The sequence below is a fragment of the Marilutibacter maris genome (assembly GCF_003233695.1).
In the GTDB taxonomy this organism is placed as follows: Bacteria; Pseudomonadota; Gammaproteobacteria; order Xanthomonadales; family Xanthomonadaceae; genus Marilutibacter; species Marilutibacter maris.
Genome location: NZ_CP029843.1, coordinates 23,420 through 42,401 on the forward strand (window position 1 = coordinate 23,420; position 18,982 = coordinate 42,401).

The following is an 18,982-nucleotide window of genomic DNA, read 5'->3' on the forward strand; positions in this document are numbered from 1 at the left end:
TAAATGAAAAATCTATCAGAAAAGGAAGCGTACGCAGCGATGTTTGCGTTCTTGGAGAATTATTATCGTTTAACAGAGTCGGATGATTTGGCGACGTTGCTCAGTAGCATGTCGTTGTTGCCTGATGGCTCCACCGCAGATCCAGCGATCCAAGATGACTGGCTGTATGCGCTTGAACAAGCAAGGGCTGGTAAGGTCAGGGTTGATCTACAGCTAAAGTAGCATTTGAAGTAGATTGAGTAGTCTAGGTGGGTGGGAACCAGAGTGGTCACCTATAGACGGCACGCATCTAGGCTTTTCATGTCGCCTATGTAGAGACCATGAACCGTTTCTTTCAATTCTATTTTTTGGCCATGATCTGCAGATCATTGAATTAATTCACAGCGCAGCCAACCGCCTGAGCGCGGTCATACAGGGCGGCGCGGTGACAATGTGACCTGCCCCCACTGAGCCATACCAGTCGAATCTGATCGAGCGGGAAAAGGGTCCGGGAAAAGGGTCAGGTTCATTTATTGACCGGGCATGAGGATTTACTTGCAGTGCCGCCAATCGGTTGAGCGCGGTCAAGCAGGGTGGTGCGGTGACGATGCACTACGGCTACAACGGCCGCGGCGAGCGCGTGCGTCCGCACTAGGATTGCGGCACTACTCGCAGCGTTCACGTGGATCTTGGACAGGAGGGTGGTGAGATGCCTTTAGTTGAATCAATGCTGGTGTCGGCACTGATGATCGCTTGCCCATCGGCAATTCGAGATAACCAAGGTGTGTCGAACATAGAGGGCTGGAATGTTCGGGTCGCTGGGGGAGACAGAAAACTCGACTATATGGAGGTGTTTATTGGTCATCCTTCAAGGCGCAGGGCGTTGAGGCCAATTGAAGAGAATGGCTCTTTTGTATGGAGTTTGGGTGAAGATGATGTTTGGGTGGAGTGTCGATATAGAAACTCTGCTGTCATACTCTTCCGGAGCGTGGGTAAGGTCGAGTCTTGTGTGTTTACTAGGGCGGATCCGGGGCGCAGGATCGCCGCCAAAGGCGAATGCAATAGTTAGGCTTGTCGGCCTTTGTGGCATGCACCTGAGTCCTTGATACGGATGTGAACGTCATCATGAAAATGCTGAAGTTGATGATGCTATGCATATTGATTTCAGCGTGCGCCGAGCCTGGCGAGGGTCGCGCCTATGACAGCGCTAAGGAACAGGCCGAGACCATCGTGGCGGCGATTGAATCGTTTCAAGTCAGGCACAACGCCTATCCAAGAGCATTGGAGGATCTTGTTCCAGACTATCTCAGTGCTACGTTTATAAAGGATCATGCTCCTGGGAGCTCTGTAAGTTTTCATTACGATTCTAATGGTTCAGACGAGTACAAGTTTGAGTTTAGTTATTCGGGGCCAGGTCGAAATTCATGTTTTCGAGATCAGACTTACAAGCAGAAACGGTGGGAGTGTAAAGGGTATTATTGAGATGCTAATCATTAAATCAATTTAACTTGCCAGAAATAAACATCACTGCCCAAATTCAATGAGTGCGTCCGCAGTGCCAACCGCCTGAGCGCGGTCAAGCAGGGCGGCGCGGTGACGATTCACTATGGCTACAACGGCCGCGGCGAGCGCGTGCATCGCCACCTGGGCAGCGACGTCACATACAGCGTCCATGACGAAGCCGACCACTGGATCGGCGACTACGACGCCAGCGGATCATCGAAGCAACAAGCGATCTGGCTCGACGACCTGCCGGTGGGCCTGCTCAACGGAGTAGCGACCGCCAGCAACCGCCTGCACTACATCGAACCCGACCACCTCGGCACCCCGCGCGCGGTGATCGAACCCCAGCGCGACGTCGCCGTCTGGACCTGGGACATCGCCAGCGAAGCCTTCGGCAACAGCGCCCCCAACCCGGACCCCGACGGCGATAGCACCGCCTTCACACTCGACATGCGCTTCCCCGGCCAGCGTTACGACGCCGCGAGCGGGTTGAACTACAACTACTTCCGCGACTATGAGGCGGGGACGGGCAGATACAGCACGCCCGATCCCATCGGCTTGCTTGGCGGCGTGAGTTTGTATGGTTACGTCGGCGGAAATCCGTTAACACGGGCCGATCAGTTTGGTCTTGCGACCGCGGTAATTTTCGGAGGGCCTGTCGGCGATAACCCTTTTGGTCACGTCGCGATTGCGGTTTCTGGCTCTGGTGTTTACAGCTTCGGTACTGCTACGCCGTTTGGCTCAAGCATCTCTTCATATCTGCTGGATCAAGCGGAAAGGCGCGATTCAACTGTATTTATCATCAATACTACGCCGGAAGAGGAGGCCAAAATTATGGATTACCTGCGATCGAGAGTGGGAGATCCACTCCCTGCTGTGCCTGGTCCAGACAGCGATGACACATGTGCGACGCGAACCAACGAGGCATTAAGAGTTGCTGGGATGCATGATCCATCAAACCCATACTCTACTTTTTTGTCGATTGCTTTCGGGGTAACGAGCCCGCTTCCTGAGAGTTCAGCCTACACGGCAGCTTTCTATTCGAATTTAACGGGTGGCACTACAGTCAGCGTCCCCAGAGGTTCAACGTCAATTCCTGCAGCGCTCAATCAGTTTAATGGCAAGCCGTGATGAAGCGCATCGTCCAAGTTGCTTGCCTGATCCTATTTTTTTTCTTGCTTACTGGTTGCGAGGACACTGGAAAGAAGCACGAATGGTCGATTCTGCAGGTTTATGAGTATCAGAATCGAGATTTAGATCTCTCGTCAGGCACTATCGTCAAAATCCATGAAGACTACTGTCTTCTGGGGGTTGTCTCGTCGAGCAACAGACCGCAACGAATTTGGGTTTTAATGAATCCGAAATTTGAGCCATTTCTAAAGCGAGTACCAGACGAACCAGTTGCGATCACTCGAGCCGAATACGATGGTCTTCCTAAAAGATGCCGATCCAACAAGCGCGTAGAGTCGGTAATTGTGCGTTGATATCCGGAAAGACAAGGACACCCACTTTTGATGTTCGACGACAAGTCCGCGCCCAACCCGGGCTTGTTCGCTCAACTTCCGCTCTTGTCGACGTCCCCCCAACTTTGAGTAGCGGGAAAAGGGTCAGGTTGGACTGCCCCGGCTTTCACAGACAGGTGGTCAGGATACAAGCCTGACCGATAGATAGTTCCTCTCCGCCTGCACGGGTGATTGGTAGCCCAGTGCCGAGTGCATGCGGATGCGGTTGTAGAAGAGTTCGACATACTCGAACACTGCCATGCGTGCGGCTTCGCGGCTTTCAAAGGGTCTGTCGTCACCAATCTCGTGCTTGAGGGTGGCGAAGAAACTCTCGGCCATGGCGTTGTCGTAGGGCAACCCCGGCCTGCTCATGCTCAGACGGATTTTCGCTGCCTCCGCTTTGGCCCGGTAACGGGCGCCGGTGTACTGGCTACCGCGGTCATGGTGAAGGATCAGACCCGGCTTGGGGCGACGCTGCTGCAAGGCCATATCGAGGGCGCGCTCGGTGAGATCGAGCCGCTGGTGGTTGTCCATCGCCCAGCCAACAACGCGTCGGCTGCAGGCGTCGATCAGGGCCGCGAAGTGGAGCGGCCCTTCGCGCGTGGGCAACTGCGTGATGTCGCCGACCCACAGCCGGTCCGGCGTCGGTGCGGCAAACGGCCACGAGCATAGCCGTGGTGCCGCTGGCGTGCGCTGATAGGCGGCGCGAGCACGCAAGAAGCGGCGTCGGCGGCGCGTCCACAGGCCGAACTCTCGACGAAGGCGATCCATTCGATGGCGTCCGCAGTCGATGCCACGCCGACGCAACTCACGCCACAGACGACGGCTTCCATAGCTCTCTCGAAGTTCCCGGTGCGTGGCTGCGATAACTGCCGCCAGCTTCACGTCTTCCGTTGCCCTGGTGCTTGGTGGACGCCGCTTCCAGGCGTGATAGCCGCTGAGCGACACCTTCAGCGCCCGGCACAGGTCTGTCAGAGGAAACGTCATCCGTTGTCCGTCGATCCAGGCGTACCGCGCTTGGATGCGCTCGCGAAGTACGCCGTCGCTTTTTTTAAGATCGTGTTTTCCTGCTCTAGCCGAGCGACCTGCCGGCGCAGTTGGGCTAGCTCCTGCTGCTGTGGCGAACGCCGGCCAGAGCCACGGAACGCCTGATCCCCATCAGTGGCAATCGCATCGCGCCATTTGTAGAGCCGGTTACGCGGTACGCCCAACTCCAGCGCCAGCTGGGTAGCCGGCTTGTCGCCGCGCTCCAGCAACCGCACCGCCTCGCGCTTGAACTCTGCGGTGAACTTCTGCCTTACCATCAAACACCTCCGGGGTTGTCCCCATTTTCAGGTGTCTGTGAAAGGCGGGCCAGTCCAGGTTTATTTATTGACCGGGCATGAGGATTTACTTGCAGTGCCGCCAACCGCCTGAGCGCGGTCAAGCAGGGCGGCGCTCCCTGCTCCCGCATAGCTGCCATGCTTCAAAAGAAGGCGGACGAGCTCTTGAGAAGACATCCAGAGCTGCGTGATCTTGCTGGACGGATGAAGATTCAGGTCAAGCGAAAAGACTCAACCATGGAATGCGAAGAGACGTATCTGAAGGCCGAGGAATCAGTGTTTACCCCATTGTCCGGAACTGAGAGTTCTGGAGAAAGAGTCGACAGGTTGAGGAGGGTGCTCCTGAGCTTGGAGGGCTTGGTAAGCGAAAGTCCATCAGAAGGCCGGTACTGGGCGTTGCTCGGAGTGGCCAGGTATTTCCTCTTGGGTGAAACGGTGGAAGTAGACGGAGAAAGCGTGCGGTCGACATTGGAGAAGGCTTTGGCCCTCGCGCCCGAATGCTTCCATGCGAGGCTGTACTTGGCCTATCAATGTTTTGATGAGGGCGACTATGGTTGTGCTTCTTCGCTAATTGACACAGTTCTGAACGAGGACTGCGATCGCCTCGCAACTTGGACGCAGCTCAAATTGCGGGAGCTCTCCATTGTCTGCCGAATCAGAATGGATGCGGAGGCAGTTAGTGCGAGAGATCTGATCGCATTTCACGAACTGTGGAGCACGACAGCTGAGGATGATCGTGTCTTTCCGGATGAGCTCTGCCGTACCATGAAGCTTGATGCCATACTCGGTCGTGAGTAATTCCTGAGTTGATGTAGGGACTCATGGTGCACGTCTACGGCGCCGCCAACCGCCTGAGCGCGGTCAAGCAGGGCGGCACGGTGACGATGTACTACGGCTACAACGGCCGCGGCGAGCGCGTGCATCGCCACCTGGGCAGCGACGTCACCTACAGCGTCTACGACGAAGCCGGCCACTGGGTCGGCGACTACGACGCCAGCGGCGCACCGAAGCAACAAGCGATCTGGCCCGACGACCTGCCGATGGGCCTGCTCGACGCCATCGCGACAGCCGCCAACCGTCTGCTCTGCATTGAATATGATCGCTGCCTTTCCAAAGGCTGGCGTCGTGACTGCCGATCAACCAGTAGGAGCGACATCAAACATGAGCCGTCCGACCTGGGGAGACACCGTAAGGATCAAGAGAGACGCGCCGTCGGAGATGTGCGCCGGAAGCATGGCGGCTGTCTGCGGCATCAGGGAGGTGGAAACCACCGAGCAAGCCAGAAGGTTCGACAGCATGATCGGATCGACCTTGTATCTCATCGAGCTAGGCGATGGCAGTGCGATCGAAGTCCCTGAAGCCTTCGTGGAGATTGTCAATGAAACTGGGACAGTCCTCGAGCCGTAGCTCTTTCCCCCCAGCACTCACTCCAACAACAGATCCAGCTGCCGCTTCGGATTGGCCAGGAACGCCTTCGTGACCTGGTAGTGCTCGGTCTGCTCGTAGTCGATCCGGTCCAGGCCGTCGTCGCCGATCTGGTAGATGCAGGCGTCGGGGTAGGCCATCAGGATCGGCGAGTGGGTCGCGATCACGAACTGGGAGTTCGTTTGCACCAGCTGGTGCAGGCGCGCGAGCATCGCCAGCTGCCGCTGCGGGGACAGCGCCGCCTCCGGTTCGTCGAGCAGGTACAGGCCATTGCCGCCGAAGCGGTGCACCATCAGCGCGAAGAACGATTCGCCATGCGATTGCTGGTGCAGGGAGACGCCGCCGTAGGAATTGATGACCGGTGTGCCTAGGGGCGGGCCCTGGTCCAGCCGTTCGATCTCGGTGGCGACATTGAAGAAACTCTCCGCGCGCAGGAAGAAGCCGTCGCGGGCGCGGCGCACGCCCTTGACCAGGGTCAGGTACTCGTTGAGCTCCGAGTGCGAGGCACGGGTATTGAAGTTGAAATTGCGGGTGCCGCCTTCGGGGTTGAAGCCCCAGGCCACCGCCATCGCTTCGAGCAGGGTCGATTTGCCGCTGCCGTTCTCGCCGATGATGAAGGTGACCTTCGGGTGCAGCTCCAGCGTGTGCAGGTGGCGCACCACCGGCAGCGAGAACGGGTAGCGCTCGAACGAGTCGACCTTGTCGCGCTTGAGCCGGAGTTCCAGCAGGTAGTGTTCGGCGTCGATGGCACGCATCGCGGCTATTCGGGCCTCCGCCCGCTCAGACCCCGCCGAAGCTGCTCGGCAGCAGCGGTCCGCCCAGCCACAGCCAGCGCGCCATCCAGGCGCTGGCAAAGGCCAGCATCATCGTCAGCGGCAGGCCGATGCGGATGAAGTCGCTGAAGCGGTACTGGCCGGGGCCGAGGATCAGCAGGTTGCCGTGGTGGCCGATCGGGACCAGGAACGAGGCCACCGCGCCCAGCGCGGTGCAGACCACGAACGGGGTCGGCGGCAGCCCCAGCGACTGCGCCAGCGATATCGCGATCGGGCCCAGCAGCACCGTGGTGGCGGCGTCGGACAGGATCTGGGTCAGCAGGCCGGCGGCGGTGAACACCACCAGCAGCACCGCCAGCGGCGACCAGTCCGAGACCACGTGCAGCAGGCCGCGCGCCATCAGCGAGGCGGTGCCGGTCTGCTCCATCGCGATGCCGAGCGGGATCACGCCGGCGATCATCACGAAGATGCGCACGTCGATCTCGCGGTAGGCCTGTTCGATGTCGACGCAGCGGGTCGCGACCATCGCCACCGCGCCGAGCAGGAACGCCAGCGGCACCGGCAGCCACTCGGTCGCCGCGGCCAGCACCGTCGCCGCCATCACCATCAGCGCCAGCGGCGCGCGGACCCGGCGCTTGGCCTCGCCGGCGAACGGCACCAGCATCAGGAAGCCGTGATGCGAGGCCAGCTCGGCGAAGCGCGCCGGCTTGCCCCACAGCACCAGCAGGTCGCCCTCGCGCAGGCGTGCGTCGGCGATCCGTGGGGCGATGCTGCCGTCGCGCCGCCACAGCCCGGCGATCACCGCGTGGAAGCGCCGCGAGAAGTCCAGCTCGCGCACCGAGTGGCCGATGAACTCCGAGCCCGGCGCGACCACCGCCTGCACCAGCTGGGCCTCGCCGTCGCCGGTGACCGTATCGCCGAAGCGGGCGACGGCGTTGAGGTCCAGGCCCGGGTCGTCGTGCAGCGAGGCCAGTGCGTCGGCCGAGGCCTCGACCAGCAGCACGTCGCCGCTGATCAGCGGGCTGGTCGGGCCCAGGTCCTTGCGCAGCTTGCCGTCGCGCATCCAGCCGACCAGGCGGAAGCGGTCGCCCAGCGCCTTCTGCAGGTCGGCCAGCGGCCGCGTGCTCCAGCGCGAGCCCTCGATCACCAGCAGCTCGGTGCGGTAGCGGTCCAGCCGCATGTACTCGTCGTCGCCGGTGTCGCCGCCGCGCTTGGGCAGCAGCCAGTGGGTCAGCAGCATGTAGACCATGCCGATCAGCACCAGGGCGATGCCGATCGGGGTGATCGAGAAGATTCCCAGGCCCTCGGCGCCGGTGCGCTGGATCAGGTTGTTGGCCAGCAGGAAGGCCGGCGCGCTGACCAGGGTCAGGGTGGTGCCCAGCGAGGCGGCGAACGACATCGGCATCAGCAGGCGCGAGGCCGACAGCCCGCGCGCGCGCGCGAAGCGGGTCAGGATCGGCAGCATCATCGCCGTCACCATCACGTGGTGAGTGAACGACGATAGCGCCGCCACCACGGGCATCACCACCGCGATCGCCCGGCTTTCGGTGCGCCCGCTGACCCGGCCGATCCACTGGCCGATGCGCTCGGTGATGCCGGTCGCGGCCAGGCCGCCGGAGATCACGAACACCGCCGCGACGATGATGGCCGGCTCGCTGGCGAAGCCCGACAGCGCCTGCCGGGAGTCCAGCACCCCGGTCACCACCAGCGCCAGCAGGGTCAGCATCGCGGTAACGTCGACCCGCAGGCGCTCGCTGACGAACAGGTACAGCGCGCCGGCCAGGATCAGCAGGAACGTGACCTGCTGCCAGGAGACCTGGGACATGACGAGCTGGATGAAGCCGGGCGAAGGAACGTCCATGGGCGCCATTGTGCGGCAAAAGCCATGACCCGCATTCACATGGCCCGAACGAACCGGTCCGGCCCTGCCATCGAGCCTGCACCGGCCCATCACGGCGGCCCGGTACACTGCGGCCCCGACGTATAGCGACCTGCCGTATCGATGTCTGCCCTCCTCTCGCGCCTGCCGGGTGACGACGCGCTCCGCCTGGTGATGGCGGCCTCGGCGACCGGCATGGCCCTGGCCGACCTGGACGGACGCCTGCAGGAGGTCAATCCGGCGTTCTGCCGGATGCTGGGCTACGACGCGCAGTGGCTGATCGGGCGTCCCTACCTGGAAATCGTCCATCCGGACGAGGCCGAGGCCTGCATCGCCTTCGTCCAGCAGCTGCTGCGGCAGCCCGACGACATGCTCGACGAGCAACGCCGCTACGTCTGCGGCGACGGTTCGGTCCTGCAGGCGCATATCAATGTCGCGGTGCTGCGCGACCGCGACGGCCAGCCGCTGTGCCTGCTGGCGCAGATCCGCGACATCGGCGACGAGCTGGCGCGCGAGGCCCGCCTGCGCGCGCGCGCCGAGCACCGCGGCGCAGAACTGGAAGTCTCGCACCGCCAGCTGCAGCTGTTCGCCGACGCGGTCACCCACGACCTGCGCGCGCCGCTGCGGGCGATCGAGAGCTTCTCCGAGCGCCTGGCGCGGAACCTCGAAGGCCAGCTCGACGACGTCTCCCGCGACCACCTGGAGCGGATCCGCCTGGCGGCGACCCGGATGTCCGGCCTGCTGGCCGCGCTGGGACGGTTGTCGCAGGCGACCCGCGCCGAGCTGCGCGTGCGCCCGGTCGACCTGAGCCTGCTGGCCGACTGGGCCTATGCCGAGCGCCAGGACGCCGACCCGGCGCGGATCGTGCAGATGCGGATCCAGCCGGGGCTGGAGCTGGAGGGCGACGAGCGGCTGCTGAAGATGCTGCTCGACGAGGTCATCGACAACGCCTGGAAGTTCACCCGCGAGCGCGGCCAGGCGCTGATCGAGGTCGAGGGCGAGGTCGTTGCCGGCACCCCGGCGGACGACGGGCGGCTGCGATTGCGTATCCGTGACAACGGCAGCGGCTTCGACATGCGCTATGCGCACAAACTGTACGAACCGTTCCAGCGCCTGCACGGTCCCGACCAGGGCGGCGGCCACGGCCTGGGCCTGGCGATCGCCCAGCGCATCGCCGAACGCCACGGCGGTCGCATCGACGCCCGCTCCACCCCGGAGGTCGGCAGCATCGTCACCATCGAGCTGCCGCTGCGACCGTCCCGCGCATCGATGGCATCATCGGGGGCCGCGCCCGCCGCGGTGGAGCCCGCTCATGGAGAAACGCATTGATGGAGAAAGTTATCCTGCTGGTCGAGGACAATCCTGACGACGCCGAGCTCGCGCGCATCGCGTTCGACGAAGCCAAGGTCGCGAACCGGCTGGTGGTGGCCAAGGACGGTGTGGAGGCGCTCGACTACCTGTTCGCACGCGGCGCCCATGCCGACCGCGACCCGCACAACCTGCCCTCGATCGTCCTGCTCGACCTCAACCTGCCCAAGGTCGACGGCCGCGAGGTGCTGCAGGCGATCCGCGAGAACGAGATCACCCGCGCGCTGCCGGTGGTGGTGCTGACCACCAGCGCCGAGCCGCTCGACGTCGACACCAGCTACGCGCTGGGGGTGAACAGCTACATCCAGAAGCCGGTCGACTTCGAACAGTTCGTCTGGGCGGTCAAGCAGGTCGGTCTGTACTGGCTGGTGCTGAACCAGCCGCAGCACGGCGGCTGAAACCGGACAAGGTCCGATCCCAGGCCGCGCCCCGCCGCGGCTTCGTTGTTGGAGCGGAGGCGGGCGCCGGCGTTCCCGGGACGCCCGGGCCGGCTCAGCCGCTGGCGCCCTGACCGCCGCCGAACAGCGCCTGCGCGCGCTGGAACAGCACCCAGCTGGTGGCGATGAACTTGTCCCCGCCCTGCGGACGATTGCCGCGGTGGGTGTGGGTGAATGCCGCCGGTGCGATCAACAGGCTACCGGCCTTCGGCGCGATCTTGCGCTGCTGATAGAGGAACTCGGTCTCGCCCTCGTCGAAGCCGTCGTTGAGGTAGATCGTCCACAGCAGGTGGCGGTGCAGGGTCTCGCCGCCGGCGTCGCGCGGGAACAGCTCACAATGCCAGTACGGGTAGCCGCCGCGGCCGCCGGTGTAGCGCTGCAGATTGATCGAGCCCGGTCGCAGCACGGTCTGCACGACCCCGGCCAGGGCCGCGTCGTCCATCGCCTGCAGGCGGTCGGCGGTCAGCCGGTGGCGGCCGCCGTCGTCGCCGGCGACCTCCAGCATCAGCGGCGCGATCAGGGTGTACGGATAGCGCCGCAGGTAGGCCATCAGGCCCTTGAACACCGCGGCGTTGAGCAGGCCCTCGACGTCGCGCCACTCCTGCTTGCCGGTCAGGGTGATGTCGCGGCTGTCCTTGAGATCGGGCCGGTGGCCGCCGCCGACCAGGCCCGGTCCGTCGGCACCGCTGCGGGTGAAGCGCTCCACCACCGCGGCGCACTGCTCGCGGCTGAGCGCGTCGGGATAGACCTCGATGAAGTCGGTGATGGCGGTAGAAGCGTCGGCCATGAGCGTGCGGCAGCGGAGCGTGCGCGATCGGACGATCGGGACCGGCATCCTCGCACGGGCGGACCGCCCCGCGTCAAATGAAGGTGATCCCCCAAACATCCGTAGGAGCGGCGTGAGCCGCGATCCCCGGGCTGCGCCCGGGAATCCCCAAAGTTTGCTTCGCAAACCTTGGGCCCCGCCGTTGCGCCTCCACACCCCCATTCGCGCTGCGCGCGAATCGCCTCCTCACTCAGGGGGGAACGATATCCGGCTGCGCCCGGATATCTCCCAAGATTTGCTTCGCAAACCTTGGGCCCCACCGTTGCGTCTCCACACCCCCATTCCTGCCTACGGCACGAATCGCCCCCTGACTCAGGGGGGGAACGATATCCGGCTGCGCCCGGATATCTCCCAAAATTTGCTACGCAAACCTTGGGCCCCGCCGTTGCGCCTCCACACCCCCATTCGCGCTGCGCGCGAATCGCCCCCTCACTCAGGGGGCTGGGGCCGTGCTGCATCGCTTTTCGTAGGAGCGGCGTAAGCCGCGATGGGGCTTTCATGGGGTCGCCCGGGAATCGCGGCTTGCGCCGCTCCTTCAATTCCCCAGGGGAGATGCCCCGGGCGATCAGGTTCAGCCGTCGCCTTGCTCCTGGCTGTCGTGTTCGTGGTGGTAGCGCACCGCCGCTTCGACCTCGGCCCGGGAGCCGAGGAACACCGGCACGCGCTGGTGCAGGCCGGTCGGCCGCACCTCCAGCATGCGCTGGCGGCCGGTGCTGGCGGCACCGCCGGCCTGTTCGACCAGCAGGCTCATCGGGTTGGCTTCGTACATCAGCCGCAACTTGCCGCCCTTGGCCGCGCACTTGCTGTCCAGTGGATAGCTGAAGATGCCGCCGCGGGTCAGGATTCGGTGCACGTCGGCGACCATGCTGGCGACCCAGCGCATGTTGAAGTCCTTGCCGCGCGGCCCTTCCCTGCCCTGCAGCAGGTCGCCGACATAGGCCTGCATCGGCGCTTCCCAGAAGCGCTGGTTCGACATGTTGACCGCGAACTCCCTGGTCTCCTCCGGGATCGTCATCCCGCGCTGGGTCAGCACGAAGCTGCCGATCTCGCGGTCGAGGGTGAAGGCGTGGGTGCCGTGGCCGATGGTCAGCACCAGCATCGTGCTCGGCCCGTAGGTGCAGTAGCCGGCGGCGACCTGCGCGGTGCCCGGCTGCAGGAAGTGCTCGTCGCCCGGCGTGGTGACGCCGTCGGGGCAGCGCAGCACCGAGAAGATCGTGCCGACCGAGATGTTGACGTCGATGTTGGAGCTGCCGTCCAGCGGATCGAACAGCAACAGGTAGTTGCCGCGCGGCTGGGCATCGGAGATCGGGACCGAGTGGTCCATTTCCTCCGAGGCCAGGCCGGCCAGGTGGCCGCCCCAGGCATTGGCCTCCATCAGGATCTCGTTGCTGAGCACGTCGAGCTTCTTCTGCGCCTCGCCCTGCACGTTGATGCTGGCCTCGCCGTCGCTGCCGGCGTCGCCGAGCACGCCGCCCAGCGCGCCCTTGCCGACCGCGATCGAGATGCTCTTGCAGGCGCGGGCGACGACCTCGATCAGCAGCCGCAGGTCGGCGTTGATGCGGCCGGCGCGCTGCTCCTCGAGCAGATGGCGGGTCAACGAGACGGGGGACGGGGACGCCTGGGGCGAGAGGCTGGACATGGACGGTACCGCGGCGGAAGGGGCCGCCATTGTCGCCGATGACGGCGCCGGACTCTAAGGCCGGCGGCCCGCGTTCGTGCGGCGACTCAGGGCGTACCGGGCGCGGTCCGCGCGGAGACGGGGCCGCCGGCGCGACCGGGGGCCTGCCACCAGGCCGGTCCCGCCTGCGGCTGCCGGATCGCCAGCGCCTGGCCGAACATCGGTGTCGCCAGATCGACCCGGTGCTCGCCGGCCAGCGCCGAGATCCGCTCCAGCGGATCGGTCCAGCCGTGCAGGGCGAGGTCGAAGGTGCCGTTGTGGATCGGCAGCAGCCAGCGTCCGCGCAGGTCGAGGTGGGCCTGCAGGGTCTGCTCCGGATGCATGTGCACGCCGCTCCAGGAAGCGTCGTAGGCGCCGCATTCGAGCAGGGTGATGTCGAACGGCCCGTAGCGCTCGCCGATCGTGGCGAAGCCGTCGAAGTAACCGCTGTCGCCGCTGAAGAACAGGCGCAGCCCCTCGCTCTCGGACACGATCACCCACGATGCCCACAGGGTCGGATTCTCGGTGAACGGGCGGCGTCCGGAGAAGTGCTGGGCCGGGGTCGCCGCCAGTCGCAGGCCGCCGAGGCGGACCTCGTCCCACCAGTCCAGCTGGACGACCTTGTCGGCGTCGACGCCCCATTCGATCAGCAGGTCGCCGACCCCGAGCGGGGTCACGAAGCGCTCGGTGCGCCCGGCCAGGGCCAGGACCGCGGCGCGGTCGAGGTGGTCGTAGTGGTCGTGCGAAAGGATCACCCCGCGCAGCGGCGGCAGCTCGGCGATGCCGATCGGCGGCGGGTGGAAGCGCCTGGGGCCGGCCCACTGCACCGGCGAGGCGCGCTCGGAGAACACCGGATCGGTCAGCCAGAAGCCGCCGTCGAGCTTCAACAGCACGGTCGAGTGGCCGAACCGGAACAGCGAGCCGTCGGCGGCCGCCAGCAGACGCGCGCGGCTCAGCGGCAGCACCGGCGGCGGCTGCGACGGGGTCGCGTCGGCGGGCTTGTCGAACAGGAAGCGGCCGATCAGGCGCAGGGTCTGGCCCCAGCCCTGCGGCTGGCGCGGGCTGACCGGATTGCGGAACGCGCCGTCGCGGTACTGCGGCGACTGCGGATAGGGGAGGGTGCTGCAGGCACTCAGGCTCATAGGGGTCATCAGGATCGTCACGATGAAGGTCGGCGCCAGCAGCCAGCGCCGGCGTGGGCGACGGCGCCACCGCGGCACGGAGGCGGCGTCCACGTGCTCAGTCCGGCGCCAGCGCCAGCACGTAGTGCTCGCCGTCGACCCGGATCGCATGGCGCGGTGGGCCCGGGCGGGCCGCCTCGCACCACCACGGCGCCGCCCGCCACTGCAGGTTCACGCAGTCCAGCTGCCGCGCCATCGCCCGCGCCTGCGCGAACAGCGCATCGGCGACCTGGTCCGGCCGCCAGGGCGCGCGCACGTACAGCGCGTCGAGCTGGAACACGTAGCCGCGCTCGAGTATCGAGAAGCCGACGGTGGCGGCGATGTAGCCGATCGCCTCGCCGTCGTGCCGGGCCAGCCAGGCCCAGGCCCGCAGCGGCGGCTCGAACAGCGCCTCCAGCAGTTCCAGGGTGGAGTCGCGCGCGCTGCCGAACGGCAGCCGCTGGGCGGCGACGCGGCGATGGTGTTCCGCGCTCAGCTGCAGCAGGGCCGCGCTGTCGTCGCGGGTGACCGGGTCGACCCGGATGTCGGCCAGCGCCAGCGGTTCGGCGGCGCTCATGGCCGCGCCCCGGTGGCGCGGGCGGACGGCGGCGGGGGTAGGATCGGTACGCTCGCGACGGGACGAAGCGGCAGGGACATCGTGGCGACTCCACGGCGTTGGGGGCACGGTCAGGGTGCGGAACGGGTTTTAAGAACTCTTTAATCGCGCTGCGACACAGTGCGCACGATGCGAACAGGTGCCGAGAACGTGGAAACCAACCTGCTGCTGGTGGAAGACGACGCGATGCTGGCCGAGGCGCTGCGCGCCGGCCTGGCCCAGCAGGGGTTCGAGGTCGACTGGGTGGTCGATGCCGCCCAGGCCAGGACCGTGCTGGTCGACCACGGCTATCACGCGGTGCTGCTGGACCTGGGCCTGCCCGGCGGCTCCGGGCTGGGCGTGCTGCAGGCGATGCGTGGCCGCTACGACACCACTCCGGTGCTGATCGTGACCGCGCGCGACCAGCTGAGCGACCGCATCAGCGGGCTCGACGCCGGCGCCGACGACTACATCGTCAAACCGTTCCAGCCCGACGAGCTGTACGCGCGGCTGCGCGCGGTGGTCCGTCGCAGCCAGGGGCGGGTGTCGCCGGTGCTCAGCTGCGATGGGGTGACCCTCGATCCGGCGCGGCGCGAGGTCACCCGCGACGGCGAGGCGGTCGCGGTCAGCATGCACGAGTTCCGCACCCTGATGCTGCTGATGGAACGCGCCGGCCGGGTGGTCAGCCGCGAGCAGCTGGAGGAGGCGGTATACGGCAGCTCCGGAACGATCGAGAGCAATACCATCGCGGTCTACGTGCACCAGCTGCGGCGCAAGCTCGGCGAATCGCTGATCGCCACCGTGCACGGCTACGGCTACCGCATCGGCGGCGGCGCATGAAGACCCGTTCGCTGCGCTGGCGGCTGACCTTCGTCGCGGTCAAATGCGTGCTGGTCGCCTGGCTGATCTGGCTGGGCTGCCTGACCTGGCAGCTGACCCGTTCGCACTCGGGTTTCTGGGACGCCTCGCTGCGCGAGATCGCCGCGCAGATCCTCGGTTCGATGCCGGACGGGTTGGAGCGGCTGCCGTCGCGCCCCCACGACGCCGATGCCGCCGCCCGCCCTCCGGTCGACCACAAGATGAGCTTCCAGGTCTGGTTGCACGGCCGCAACGTGGTCTATTCGGCCGCGGCGCCGTTCGAGCCGTTGAAGCCGGACTTCATCGACGGCTTCGCCCGGCGCCGGATCGACGGCGAGACCTGGCATGTCTACAGCCTGCACGACCCGGCGCGCGGCCTGATCGTCCAGGTCGGCCGCTCCAAGCAGATGATCGCCACCGAGCTGTGGGGCCTGATGATGCAGACCCTGGCGGCGGCGACCTTGATCTTCGCGTTGTTCGTATTGATGGTGTGGATCGTGCTCGGGCGCTCGCTGCGGCCGATCACCGCTCTGCGCAATACCCTGCAATCGCGGCCGCCGCTGGACCTGACCCCACTGCAGGCGCCGGACCTGCCGCGCGAGTTCCATCCGCTGGTGGCCGCCTTCAACGAACAGCTGACCCGGGTCGACCAGGCGGTCCAGAACGAGCGTCGCTTCATCGCCGATGCCGCCCACGAGCTGCGCACACCGCTGGCCGTGCTCAGCGCGCATGCCGACGTCGCCCGCCGGGCCGGCAGCGAGGCGGAACGCGACCTGGCCCTGCGCCGGCTCAGCGCCGGGGTCCAGCGCAGCACCCGGTTGTCGGAGCAGCTGCTCGACCTGGCCCGGCTCGACGCCGCCACCGGCGCCAACGCGCTGGCGCCGGTCGAGCTGGCCGGCCTGGTGGTGATCGTGGTCCGCGATTTCGAAGCGCTCGCCCGCGAACGCGGCCAGCGGATCAGCCTGCGCACCGAGCCGGGCACGATCCGCGGCGACATCGACCAGCTCGGCATCCTGCTGCGCAACCTGGTCGACAACGCGGTCCGCCATGCCGGCGATGGCGGCCAGATCGCGGTCGCCTGCCGGGGCGAGGTGCGCGACGGGGTCTCCGGGTTGGCGCTGTGCGTGGCCGACGACGGTCCCGGGGTGCCGGACCCGGACGAGCGCGAACGCATCTTCGACCGCTTCTACCGGGTCCAGAGCGGCGCCGGCAACGGCGGCAGCGGGATTGGGCTGTCGCTGGTCGCGCGGATCGCGCGCACCCACGGCGCGACGATCGCCGTCGGCGACGGCCTCGACGGTCGCGGCCTGTCGGTGACGGTGTTCTTCCCGGGCGACTGAGCGCGCGCCGCCGCCGGCTCAGGCCGCCTTGCGCGCGCCGTCGGCGAGGCGGCGACGCACACCTGCCGCCAGCGCGTCGCGGGCCATCTCCAGCATCAGCAGTGGCGCCGCCGGGTCGGCCGCGGTCAATGCCCGCTTGGCCGCGTCGATCGCATCGCTGGCCAGGTCGGCTTCGCTGCCGAGCTGGCCGCGCAGCATGCGCTGGTGATGGTCGAGCTGCCGTTCCACGTGCGGGTCCAGGCCGCCGCCGGCGTGGCGGCGGATCAGCGACAGGGTGATCTCGGTGCGCAGGTAGGTCTCGCGCAGCCGCGCCCGGCCTTCGTTGTCGTAAGTGTCGTTCATGACCTGATGCTGTCCGTCGGCGGTTGCAGGGGATGAGACGGCCCGGCCGGGCAGGCGCGCAGTCTGGGGTGCGCAGATGACAGCCGTGCGCCCCGGCGGCGGACATGCGGATGACGTTCGCGACCGGTTCATCGACGTCGACGCGGCGTGTGCGCGGCGGTGGCCATTGCTGCCATCAGGCTGGCAGCAGCACCGGCGCAGGCTGTCATGGTGCGATCGGCACGGTGCGGGAGCAGGGTCATGGTGGGCGTGGGCACGACGGGCTGGGAGGCCTTCATGCAGGGATTGAACGCGGCGGCGCTGGACATGGCCGGGGGCGCCCACGCGCTGGTGCCTGCGGGCGAGAGGCCCTGGCGGGACGGACTGCGGCGGCCGGGCCTTCCCTGCGCCGCGGACGGCTCGCCGGTCAACGCCGGCGGTGTCGCCGGAATCGTCGGGAGCGCCGGATGAGTGGGCCCACGTTCGCATCGATGACCGCGCCGTCCGTGGCCGTCGCCGGGCATTGGGACGATGCCGTGGTCGAGCTGCGCCAGTACACCCTGCATCCGGGCACGCGCGACACCCTGGTCGGGCTGTTCGAGCGCGAGTTCGTCGAGTCGCAGGAGGCGGTCGGCATGCATGTGATCGGCCAGTTCCACGACCTCGACCGTGCCGACCGCTTCGTCTGGCTGCGCGGCTTCGCGTCGATGCGGGTCCGCGAACGCGCGCTGGGCGCGTTCTATGGCGGTCCGGTCTGGCAGCGCCATCGCGACGCCGCCAACGCGACCATGATCGATTCCGACGACGTGCTGCTGCTGCGCCCGGTGGCGGCGGGTTCGGGCTTCGCGGCCGCGGACCCACGGCCGGCCGATACCGGTGCCGGCATGGCCGACGGGTCGCTGGTGGCTGGCATCTGCCGGCTCGCGCGCCCGGCCGACCAGGGGTTCGCCGCCGTGTTCGAGGCGCGGCTCGCGCCGTTGCTGGCGCGCCACGGCGCCTCGCTGCGCGCGCGCTACATGACCGAAGCGGCCATCAACACCTTTCCGCGCCTGCCGGTGCGCGAGGGCGAACAGGCGTTCGTCTGGTTCGCCGGCTTCGCCAGCGACGCCGCCCGGATCGGGCACCTGGACGCACTCGCCCGCGATCGGCAGTGGCGGGCCGCGCTCGACGACGCGCGCGCCACCGGGCTGCTGGCGCCGCCGGACTGGCTGCAGCTGCGCGCCACCCCGCGATCGGAGCAACGCCGATGACCGCCACCGCTTTTCCCGTCCGCCCGTATGCCGCGATTGAGCCGGCCTCATCTGCCTGCGAAGATGCCGCATGCGCCGCGCCGACCGCCTGTTCCTGTTGATCCATGCCCTGCGTGGCCGCCGCAATGCCATCACCGCCCAACGTCTCGCCGAGACGCTCGAGGTCTCGCTGCGCACGGTCTACCGCGACGTCGCCGACCTGCAGCGCTCGGGCGTGCCGATCGAGGGCGAGGCCGGCGTCGGTTATCTGCTGCGCAAGGGTTCGGACATCCCGCCGCTGATGTTCACGCCCGACGAGCTCGAAGCCCTGGTGGTCGGTTCGCGCTTCGTCCGCGCCTTCGGCGGCGAGCGGCTGGGTCGCGGCGCGACCACCGCGCTGCTGAAGATCGAGGCGGTGCTGCCGCCCGAGTTGCGCGCCAGCAGCGAGCGCTCGCGGATCTTCGCGCCCGAGGTCGAGCGGCTGGAAACCAGCGGCATCATCGACGCGCTGCACGACGCGGTGACCGCGCGCCAGGTGCTGCGGATCGACTACCGCGACGAGAGCGGCCGCGGCAGCGCGCGTGAGATCGAGCCGCTGTGCCTGGCGTTCTGGGGCGGCAGCTGGACCCTGGGCGCCTGGTGCCGGTTGCGCAGCGACTTCCGCAGCTTCCGTCCCGACCGCATCGTCGAGTACAGCGGCACCGGCGAGATCTTCGCCGACGAGCGGTCGCGCGGCCTGCAGGCCTATCTCGACGCGATGGGCGTCAGCCCCGCCTGAGACCGCCGCCGCGGACCCGCGGCGGCGCGA

Annotated in this window: 20 protein-coding genes and 1 pseudogene; 12 read left to right on the forward strand and 9 right to left on the reverse strand. The window is 66.6% G+C overall.

The window, feature by feature from the left end; all coding sequences use genetic code 11:
• Positions 1 to 3: 3 nt before the first annotated feature.
• From C9I47_RS00095 to C9I47_RS18200, 4 genes and pseudogenes are all read left to right on the forward strand, one after another.
• Positions 4 to 222 carry a hypothetical protein gene (locus C9I47_RS00095; RefSeq protein WP_111264917.1) on the forward strand — a complete coding sequence of 73 codons (219 nt, stop codon included), beginning with the start codon at positions 4 to 6 and terminating at the stop codon, positions 220 to 222.
• A 484-nt stretch (positions 223 to 706) separates the two neighbouring features.
• On the forward strand, positions 707 to 1,048 hold the full coding sequence (locus C9I47_RS18195; protein WP_407067531.1) for an STY0301 family protein: 342 nt from the start codon (positions 707 to 709) through the stop codon (positions 1,046 to 1,048).
• Positions 1,049 to 1,104: 56 nt separating this feature from the next.
• Positions 1,105 to 1,461 carry a hypothetical protein gene (locus C9I47_RS17335; protein WP_145985367.1) on the forward strand — a complete coding sequence of 119 codons (357 nt, stop codon included), beginning with the start codon at positions 1,105 to 1,107 and terminating at the stop codon, positions 1,459 to 1,461.
• A 72-nt stretch (positions 1,462 to 1,533) separates the two neighbouring features.
• Positions 1,534 to 2,613, forward strand: a pseudogene (locus C9I47_RS18200) (RHS repeat-associated core domain-containing protein); the annotation flags it as partial.
• Between the two features lie 512 nt (positions 2,614 to 3,125).
• Here the strand turns inward: C9I47_RS18200 and C9I47_RS00105 are convergent.
• Positions 3,126 to 4,007 (reverse strand): IS3 family transposase, encoded by an 882-nt coding sequence (locus C9I47_RS00105; protein ID WP_111264919.1) that lies wholly within the window; start codon positions 4,005 to 4,007, stop codon positions 3,126 to 3,128.
• Positions 3,968 to 4,288 (reverse strand): transposase, encoded by a 321-nt coding sequence (locus C9I47_RS00110; protein ID WP_111264920.1) that lies wholly within the window; start codon positions 4,286 to 4,288, stop codon positions 3,968 to 3,970. The genes C9I47_RS00105 and C9I47_RS00110 overlap by 40 nt, the downstream gene beginning before the upstream one ends.
• Positions 4,289 to 4,444: 156 nt before the next feature.
• Between C9I47_RS00110 and C9I47_RS00115 the strand changes: the two genes are divergently transcribed.
• Positions 4,445 to 5,104: a tetratricopeptide repeat protein gene (locus C9I47_RS00115; protein ID WP_145985368.1), complete on the forward strand. Its 660-nt coding sequence runs from the start codon at positions 4,445 to 4,447 to the stop codon at positions 5,102 to 5,104.
• 23 nt (positions 5,105 to 5,127) lie between these two features.
• Positions 5,128 to 5,664 (forward strand): hypothetical protein, encoded by a 537-nt coding sequence (locus tag C9I47_RS17340; RefSeq protein WP_145985369.1) that lies wholly within the window; start codon positions 5,128 to 5,130, stop codon positions 5,662 to 5,664.
• Positions 5,665 to 5,730: 66 nt separating this feature from the next.
• On the opposite strand, the gene C9I47_RS00125 is transcribed toward C9I47_RS17340, so the two are convergent.
• Together C9I47_RS00125 and C9I47_RS00130 are read right to left on the reverse strand one after the other, a co-directional pair.
• A complete protein-coding gene (locus C9I47_RS00125) occupies positions 5,731 to 6,486 on the reverse strand; it encodes an AAA family ATPase (protein ID WP_111264923.1) in 756 nt (251 codons plus the stop codon).
• 25 nt (positions 6,487 to 6,511) lie between these two features.
• Positions 6,512 to 8,365, reverse strand: a complete 1,854-nt coding sequence (locus C9I47_RS00130) for an SLC13 family permease (RefSeq protein WP_223250207.1) — start codon at positions 8,363 to 8,365, stop codon at positions 6,512 to 6,514.
• 141 nt (positions 8,366 to 8,506) lie between these two features.
• On the opposite strand from C9I47_RS00130, the gene C9I47_RS00135 reads away from it, so the two are divergent.
• Both C9I47_RS00135 and C9I47_RS00140 read left to right on the forward strand, forming a co-directional pair.
• On the forward strand, positions 8,507 to 9,712 hold the full coding sequence (locus C9I47_RS00135; RefSeq protein WP_111264924.1) for a sensor histidine kinase: 1,206 nt from the start codon (positions 8,507 to 8,509) through the stop codon (positions 9,710 to 9,712).
• Positions 9,712 to 10,149 (forward strand): response regulator, encoded by a 438-nt coding sequence (locus C9I47_RS00140; protein ID WP_111264925.1) that lies wholly within the window; start codon positions 9,712 to 9,714, stop codon positions 10,147 to 10,149. Before C9I47_RS00135 ends, C9I47_RS00140 begins: the two co-directional genes overlap by 1 nt.
• Positions 10,150 to 10,243: 94 nt before the next feature.
• Here the strand turns inward: C9I47_RS00140 and C9I47_RS00145 are convergent, their stop codons facing one another.
• From C9I47_RS00145 to C9I47_RS00160, 4 genes are all read right to left on the reverse strand, one after another.
• Entirely contained in the window at positions 10,244 to 10,975 is a 732-nt protein-coding gene (locus C9I47_RS00145) for a 2OG-Fe(II) oxygenase (RefSeq protein WP_223250208.1), read from the reverse strand.
• A 610-nt stretch (positions 10,976 to 11,585) separates the two neighbouring features.
• Positions 11,586 to 12,653, reverse strand: coding sequence for a class 1 fructose-bisphosphatase (locus C9I47_RS00150; RefSeq protein ID WP_111264927.1), 1,068 nt, complete (start codon positions 12,651 to 12,653; stop codon positions 11,586 to 11,588).
• Between the two features lie 86 nt (positions 12,654 to 12,739).
• Positions 12,740 to 13,822 (reverse strand): MBL fold metallo-hydrolase, encoded by a 1,083-nt coding sequence (locus C9I47_RS00155; RefSeq protein ID WP_111267869.1) that lies wholly within the window; start codon positions 13,820 to 13,822, stop codon positions 12,740 to 12,742.
• Between the two features lie 88 nt (positions 13,823 to 13,910).
• On the reverse strand, positions 13,911 to 14,408 hold the full coding sequence (locus C9I47_RS00160; RefSeq protein WP_111264928.1) for a GNAT family N-acetyltransferase: 498 nt from the start codon (positions 14,406 to 14,408) through the stop codon (positions 13,911 to 13,913).
• 189 nt (positions 14,409 to 14,597) lie between these two features.
• On the opposite strand from C9I47_RS00160, the gene C9I47_RS00165 reads away from it, so the two are divergent.
• Both C9I47_RS00165 and C9I47_RS00170 read left to right on the forward strand, forming a co-directional pair.
• Positions 14,598 to 15,266: a response regulator transcription factor gene (locus tag C9I47_RS00165; RefSeq protein WP_223250209.1), complete on the forward strand. Its 669-nt coding sequence runs from the start codon at positions 14,598 to 14,600 to the stop codon at positions 15,264 to 15,266.
• A complete protein-coding gene (locus tag C9I47_RS00170) occupies positions 15,263 to 16,624 on the forward strand; it encodes an ATP-binding protein (RefSeq protein WP_111264930.1) in 1,362 nt (453 codons plus the stop codon). The genes C9I47_RS00165 and C9I47_RS00170 overlap by 4 nt, the downstream gene beginning before the upstream one ends.
• An 18-nt stretch (positions 16,625 to 16,642) precedes the next feature.
• Here the strand turns inward: C9I47_RS00170 and C9I47_RS00175 are convergent, their stop codons facing one another.
• Positions 16,643 to 16,966 (reverse strand): hypothetical protein, encoded by a 324-nt coding sequence (locus tag C9I47_RS00175; RefSeq protein ID WP_111264931.1) that lies wholly within the window; start codon positions 16,964 to 16,966, stop codon positions 16,643 to 16,645.
• A 470-nt stretch (positions 16,967 to 17,436) separates the two neighbouring features.
• On the opposite strand from C9I47_RS00175, the gene C9I47_RS00185 reads away from it, so the two are divergent.
• Both C9I47_RS00185 and C9I47_RS00190 read left to right on the forward strand, forming a co-directional pair.
• The gene (locus C9I47_RS00185) at positions 17,437 to 18,195 is read left to right on the forward strand and encodes an NIPSNAP family protein (RefSeq protein WP_111264933.1); all 759 of its coding nucleotides are present in this window, start codon (positions 17,437 to 17,439) and stop codon (positions 18,193 to 18,195) included.
• 70 nt (positions 18,196 to 18,265) lie between these two features.
• Positions 18,266 to 18,952 carry a helix-turn-helix transcriptional regulator gene (locus C9I47_RS00190; protein ID WP_111264934.1) on the forward strand — a complete coding sequence of 229 codons (687 nt, stop codon included), beginning with the start codon at positions 18,266 to 18,268 and terminating at the stop codon, positions 18,950 to 18,952.
• The last annotated feature ends 30 nt before the right edge of the window (positions 18,953 to 18,982 follow it).

Bases quoted from the DNA above. Each gene is read 5' to 3' on its own strand.
- C9I47_RS00150 (WP_111264927.1), bottom strand. From the start codon at position 12,653: ATGTCCAGCCTCTCGCCCCAGGCGTCCCCGTCCCCCGTCTCGTTGACC.
- C9I47_RS00135 (WP_111264924.1), top strand. From the start codon at position 8,507: ATGTCTGCCCTCCTCTCGCGCCTGCCGGGTGACGACGCGCTCCGCCTG.
- C9I47_RS00140 (WP_111264925.1), top strand. From the start codon at position 9,712: ATGGAGAAAGTTATCCTGCTGGTCGAGGACAATCCTGACGACGCCGAG.
- C9I47_RS00160 (WP_111264928.1), bottom strand. From the start codon at position 14,408: ATGAGCGCCGCCGAACCGCTGGCGCTGGCCGACATCCGGGTCGACCCG.
- C9I47_RS00110 (WP_111264920.1), bottom strand. From the start codon at position 4,288: ATGGTAAGGCAGAAGTTCACCGCAGAGTTCAAGCGCGAGGCGGTGCGG.
- C9I47_RS00130 (WP_223250207.1), bottom strand. From the start codon at position 8,365: ATGGACGTTCCTTCGCCCGGCTTCATCCAGCTCGTCATGTCCCAGGTC.
- C9I47_RS00155 (WP_111267869.1), bottom strand. From the start codon at position 13,822: ATGACCCCTATGAGCCTGAGTGCCTGCAGCACCCTCCCCTATCCGCAG.
- C9I47_RS00115 (WP_145985368.1), top strand. From the start codon at position 4,445: ATGCTTCAAAAGAAGGCGGACGAGCTCTTGAGAAGACATCCAGAGCTG.
- C9I47_RS17340 (WP_145985369.1), top strand. From the start codon at position 5,128: ATGGTGCACGTCTACGGCGCCGCCAACCGCCTGAGCGCGGTCAAGCAG.
- C9I47_RS00185 (WP_111264933.1), top strand. From the start codon at position 17,437: ATGACCGCGCCGTCCGTGGCCGTCGCCGGGCATTGGGACGATGCCGTG.
- C9I47_RS17335 (WP_145985367.1), top strand. From the start codon at position 1,105: ATGAAAATGCTGAAGTTGATGATGCTATGCATATTGATTTCAGCGTGC.
- C9I47_RS00190 (WP_111264934.1), top strand. From the start codon at position 18,266: ATGCGCCGCGCCGACCGCCTGTTCCTGTTGATCCATGCCCTGCGTGGC.
- C9I47_RS18195 (WP_407067531.1), top strand. From the start codon at position 707: ATGCTGGTGTCGGCACTGATGATCGCTTGCCCATCGGCAATTCGAGAT.
- C9I47_RS00125 (WP_111264923.1), bottom strand. From the start codon at position 6,486: ATGCGTGCCATCGACGCCGAACACTACCTGCTGGAACTCCGGCTCAAG.
- C9I47_RS00145 (WP_223250208.1), bottom strand. From the start codon at position 10,975: ATGGCCGACGCTTCTACCGCCATCACCGACTTCATCGAGGTCTATCCC.
- C9I47_RS00175 (WP_111264931.1), bottom strand. From the start codon at position 16,966: ATGAACGACACTTACGACAACGAAGGCCGGGCGCGGCTGCGCGAGACC.
- C9I47_RS00170 (WP_111264930.1), top strand. From the start codon at position 15,263: ATGAAGACCCGTTCGCTGCGCTGGCGGCTGACCTTCGTCGCGGTCAAA.
- C9I47_RS00095 (WP_111264917.1), top strand. From the start codon at position 4: ATGAAAAATCTATCAGAAAAGGAAGCGTACGCAGCGATGTTTGCGTTC.